The organism is Agaribacterium haliotis, assembly GCF_002312815.1.
In the GTDB taxonomy this organism is placed as follows: domain Bacteria; phylum Pseudomonadota; class Gammaproteobacteria; order Pseudomonadales; family Cellvibrionaceae; genus Agaribacterium; species Agaribacterium haliotis.
The window spans coordinates 1-4274 of the sequence record NZ_NKQJ01000026.1 but is presented as its reverse complement, the minus strand read 5'-3'; the positions used below and the strand labels follow the sequence as shown (position 1 = coordinate 4274).

The 4274-nt window shown below is 43.8% G+C and carries 7 protein-coding genes; 6 read left to right on the top strand and 1 reads right to left on the bottom strand.

The annotated features are described in order from the left end of the window. The first annotated feature begins 433 nt into the window (after window positions 1-433). The 6 genes from CFK45_RS18135 (at window position 434) to CFK45_RS18115 (ending at window position 4076) form a co-directional block, all read left to right on the top strand. Window positions 434-766: a hypothetical protein gene (locus CFK45_RS18135; RefSeq protein WP_096087864.1), complete on the top strand. Its 333-nt coding sequence runs from the start codon at window positions 434-436 to the stop codon at window positions 764-766. Between the two features lie 24 nt (window positions 767-790). Continuing rightward, window positions 791-2323 (top strand): PGAP1-like alpha/beta domain-containing protein, encoded by a 1533-nt coding sequence (locus tag CFK45_RS18130; protein WP_096087863.1) that lies wholly within the window; start codon window positions 791-793, stop codon window positions 2321-2323. A 77-nt stretch (window positions 2324-2400) separates the two neighbouring features. Further along, window positions 2401-2724: a hypothetical protein gene (locus CFK45_RS18125; protein ID WP_204378514.1), complete on the top strand. Its 324-nt coding sequence runs from the start codon at window positions 2401-2403 to the stop codon at window positions 2722-2724. Window positions 2725-2743: 19 nt separating this feature from the next. Then, window positions 2744-3349 (top strand): hypothetical protein, encoded by a 606-nt coding sequence (locus tag CFK45_RS18120; protein ID WP_096087862.1) that lies wholly within the window; start codon window positions 2744-2746, stop codon window positions 3347-3349. A gap of 27 nt (window positions 3350-3376) precedes the next feature. After that, complete coding sequence (locus CFK45_RS18415) at window positions 3377-3715, top strand: hypothetical protein (protein ID WP_143247650.1); 339 nt, start codon at window positions 3377-3379, stop codon at window positions 3713-3715. Window positions 3716-3728: 13 nt separating this feature from the next. Then, a complete protein-coding gene (locus CFK45_RS18115; protein WP_096087865.1) occupies window positions 3729-4076 on the top strand; it encodes a hypothetical protein in 348 nt (115 codons plus the stop codon). A gap of 71 nt (window positions 4077-4147) precedes the next feature. Here the strand turns inward: CFK45_RS18115 and CFK45_RS18110 are convergent. Then, window positions 4148-4274: IS3 family transposase (locus CFK45_RS18110; protein ID WP_143247539.1), on the bottom strand; the 127-nt coding region annotated here is incomplete at its 5' end.

Genomic DNA, 4274 nt, shown 5'->3' with positions numbered 1-4274 from the left:
AAACTGCGCTCCAAACGCCTTGATAGCAGAATGAGGGGCGCAACAGAGTGCATTTAATTAGTGTTAACAGGCCCTAGGCTGTACTTCCAGCTAGATTTCCCCTCTTAGCTTTCAATGGATTGATATGAGAGTCACTGTACTTATTCTATGGCTATTGCTTAGTGCTCGAGCCATCTCAGACGATATTGTTGTATACGACGTATTGCTCGATCGCGTTTACGCTCAAAGTGCCGATGGTAGTAGTGCCTGGCGGCATGCTTCAATACCTGCAAACTGATTAGCCTGTTTTAGTATTGCTTTGTTTTTGTGATTATTAGCTCGTGGAGCCGCCAAGTGTATTTTAAGATGCCGCTCTTCTCATGAATCTTGGTCTTTTTTAACAGGTTGGTATTTTGGCCCAAGATTGAACGATTAGTTTAAATTGGTAATAGGTATGAAACGTAAATTTTTGTTGTTGATGATGGTGTTGGTTCCCGCGGCGGTGCATGCCGATTACGATGCTAACTTTCGCGGTAAGATTTTGGATGTAATTACGTATCCATATAACGATACAATTTTAATTCGCGTTGAAAATCAGCCCAAAAGCCACCCCATTTGCGGGAACTTTGACTACCTGGCCCTGGATGCAGGCGTGGAAGAGCATCGGCGGCAGTACGTATTTGCAAGGATGCTGGCGGCGTATGCCGCCGGTGAAGTTGTTAACATTGGTTACGATTCAAAAGATCTCTGCTCGGGCGATCGTATTCGTATTTATCGTGTTGGTTAACTATTGATTTAATTGAGGTGATGTATGAAACATGGAAGTGTACTTGCGGTTATATGGATGTTGATCTCGGCTCATGTTGCGGCGACGGAATGTAACGACATATCAGATTTTTATAGTGCCGAGGGCTGTACGGTTACTGCGCGCTCTGAGTACATAGGCTTTGGCGAAGTTGATGTTAAAGTTGTTTCGGCGGGTAATGGAAGCCAGTTAAACCGGGTTGCATATGTTGTTGGTCCGTATGAGGCTGATACAGCGATATCAGGAAATGAGCCATTAGGTTTGGAGCATATTCCAAGCGGGTTTAAACAATCTGCAAGCGCATCCGGTGTCGATATTGTGTATCTGGATTATTCGCGAATGAGTGATGATTATCTCCAGAACAAAGCCATGGCGCTTGTGGCGGCAATTGATCGTATTGAATCACTTCAGACTCAGCAAACTAAGTCGGTAATGCTTGGCTTAAGCCTTGGTGGGGTTGTAGCCAGGTACGCGTTAACAACAATGGAGAGTAACAATAACGACCATGGTGTTGCTTATTATATTTCTTACGATTCTCCGCATAAGGGCGCCCATACCCCGGTATCACTTCAATACCTGCCAAAGTTTCTTCGCGATGCTTTTAAGCAGGCCAAAGATGACAACAATAGTTGGTTTTTTCAAAATATACTCGACTTAAGCGAATGGTTTTCCGATGATTTGCTTGGGCATGATCTTCGTCTTAGTGAAGAGCTTGGTGAGGCCGTTCGTGACCTAAATAAAAGTATCGCAACGGCAGATTTTATCCTTGATAAAACTTTGAAATCTCCGGTTGGTCGCCAGCTTATCGTTCAAAACCTATTTTATGGCTATTCTATGCACGCTGATGGTTTGGTGCTTCAGACGGAGCTGGATAAGCTCGGTTTTCCTGAGTCTACTAAACAGAATATTGCGGTTGCCAATGGGGCTATTACCGGGCGTTTGCAAGATGCAGGCGAAAGTAATATGTATCTGTATTACCGCACCACCAATAAAGATACTAACGACAACGAGCTTTGGTTTGAGGTATTTCAACAAGGTAGTAAGACTGCGGGATCTTTGATTTTTAATGGTGAGTTGATATATGAAGATGCCAGCGATGGTTTATCTGGCGGGGATGGTACGGACAACTATAAAAAGGAAGAAAAAGCCTATAGCTCGTTGTTGCATTTTGATGACGTTCCTTGTTCGACGAGCGTGGCGCCAGAGCAAATTGCGGCGACATTAGATGAACAGTTTGAGAAGGAATGGAGCAATCCGTATTCAAACAAAGTACAGGTGCGCCGCCAAACATCATGCTTTATTCCAACCATTAGTGCTTTGGCTATTGATGCGCCACTCGATAGCACCGGCCCCGTTAGCGATTATGTTACACCTTTTGATTTGGTTATTGGTGGCCCCGCGAATGCGATGCACCTGACGTCGTATCAGGAGTCTGATTTTGCTATGCGTGACCAAATCAATGCTATGTATCAGCAGGTTATTAATGATACATACAACTATCCGTGGCTAATTCCTGTATTGCATGTGATGATGAATTAGTAGGGGCTATTGTCTCCAGTGGCATTTTAGGAGCTTGAGTAGTTTATTTCTGCGACGTTATAGATATGGAGCGTATTTTGTATAGAGCTTTACTGATATTTTTGTTGTTTGTATCAGCAAACACCATCGCTACATCAAATAAATACTGTGATGAGATACAACGTTTGCGTATTTGGGCGCAAGGCAGTGACCAGTATGGTATTTGGGTCGAGTATCAAGAAAATCCCGCAGCGTGCTCCGGTGGTTTTTTTGTTAAACACGATGCAAATAATAAAGACCTTCTCGTTAGTTTTTTATTGGCGGAGAAAGCTCAGGGTAATAAGGTTTGCATTCAAGCCATTACCGATGAGTCGACCATGATAAATGGCCGCTGCCGTGTGAATTACGTTTATAACCCGTAGCTAGAGATAAGGGGGGAGAGTGTTAGGTTTGTTGGCGCCAAAGCTGCTTTGCGGTAGCCGTTATATTGTTTTGCTGTTTTTGTTATCGGCTTTGCTCGGCTGCCAGATGTTTGTGGGCAAGTCTTATGAAATACAACTTACCATGCCCGACCCGGATCGTATTCGTTTTAGCGGCAAAGGTGCCGGCGCCGGTATGATGCTTAGCGCTTCTATGGGGGCGATGGGCATTGCCGTTGGTGTGGCAATTGATGAGGGCATAGCAAAGGATATTGATAAGTCGGCGAAGGCTGCCGGTTTTGATGCGCAAGCCATGGTGCATCAACACTTTTCAGGTTCCGAGTTGGCGAAAGCCTCGCCATTAACCGTTACCGTTGAGCAATATGGTTTTAAGCTGGTGCCGGGCAGTGATGAAAACGTACAAGCTTATTGGAAAATACAGCTGGAAAACAAACAGGCTTTGTTGTGTGATCTGCTGCTTGAAGCACCAAAACCCTGGCCAGCCCTGGTGCAGATAAAACAAGACGGCGTAGTAATAATTCAACAACTTGCCAATGCGCTAGCGCAATTAGATACCAATATAGACAATGTGTCGAATTGTAAAAAATTGGATCTGGGCGATGTATAGTCACCAGATTTGCAAGGGAGAGAGAAAATGAAATTGTTGTGGCGAGCTTTTTTAATTCTATCTGTGTTTTGTTTTTCATCGGCAGCCTACGCTAACTACTATTGCACCGGGAAGGTAAGTTATCTTGGTACGGATGGAAGCTTGTGGTTAAGTAATGGTTTTGGCGTTCACAAACTATGTGTCCTTGAAGAGGAGTACTGTAAAGTTTGGGTGTCTATAGGCTTGGCGGCCAAGATGGCTGATAAGTCAGTATCTGTATATTACCAAGGCGGTAGTGGGGCAGGAAATCAGAATGCGGGCTTGTGCAAGAGCATCGGCTCATGGGTCAATCCTTCAGATAAACCTTATCATTTTCAAATTCATTAAATTTGGTGGAAAAATGAAGTTTGTATTTGCCTTAATGTTATTTTTGTTGCCATGCTTGGCGAACGCATATTGGTTGGAGGCGAGCGGTGAAGTGGCATCGTTAAATATTTATGCATCAAATAATACGATTTTGGTGAATTTAAAAGATGTGGATGGCGATGATGTAGATGAGTGCGCAAATAAAACAACCTTTGCGGTTAGTAAGAGTTTGGAACCTGAAGCTAGGGCACGCATGTATGCATATTTGTTGGCGGCAAAAACCGCGGGTGCACGTGTAACGCTTGCCTTTAATCATGAAGGGGGTTGTGAGCCCTGGGGTAGTAAGTCTGACGTTTATAGAAAAATTCAGCGTTTAAGGTAGTTGTATGTTGAAAATATTTTTACTATGTTTTTTTGTTTTTTGGTGTTCCCCACAAAAAGTAGACACCTTACTTAAGCAGCGATAGTTGCTGCCTCCTCAAAATCGACGGGGCTAAGCCCGTCGTTCGCAGAGTGCCTTCTCTTGCGGTTATAAAATATTTCGATGTAACCAAATATACCTGAACGCGCTTCATCAATC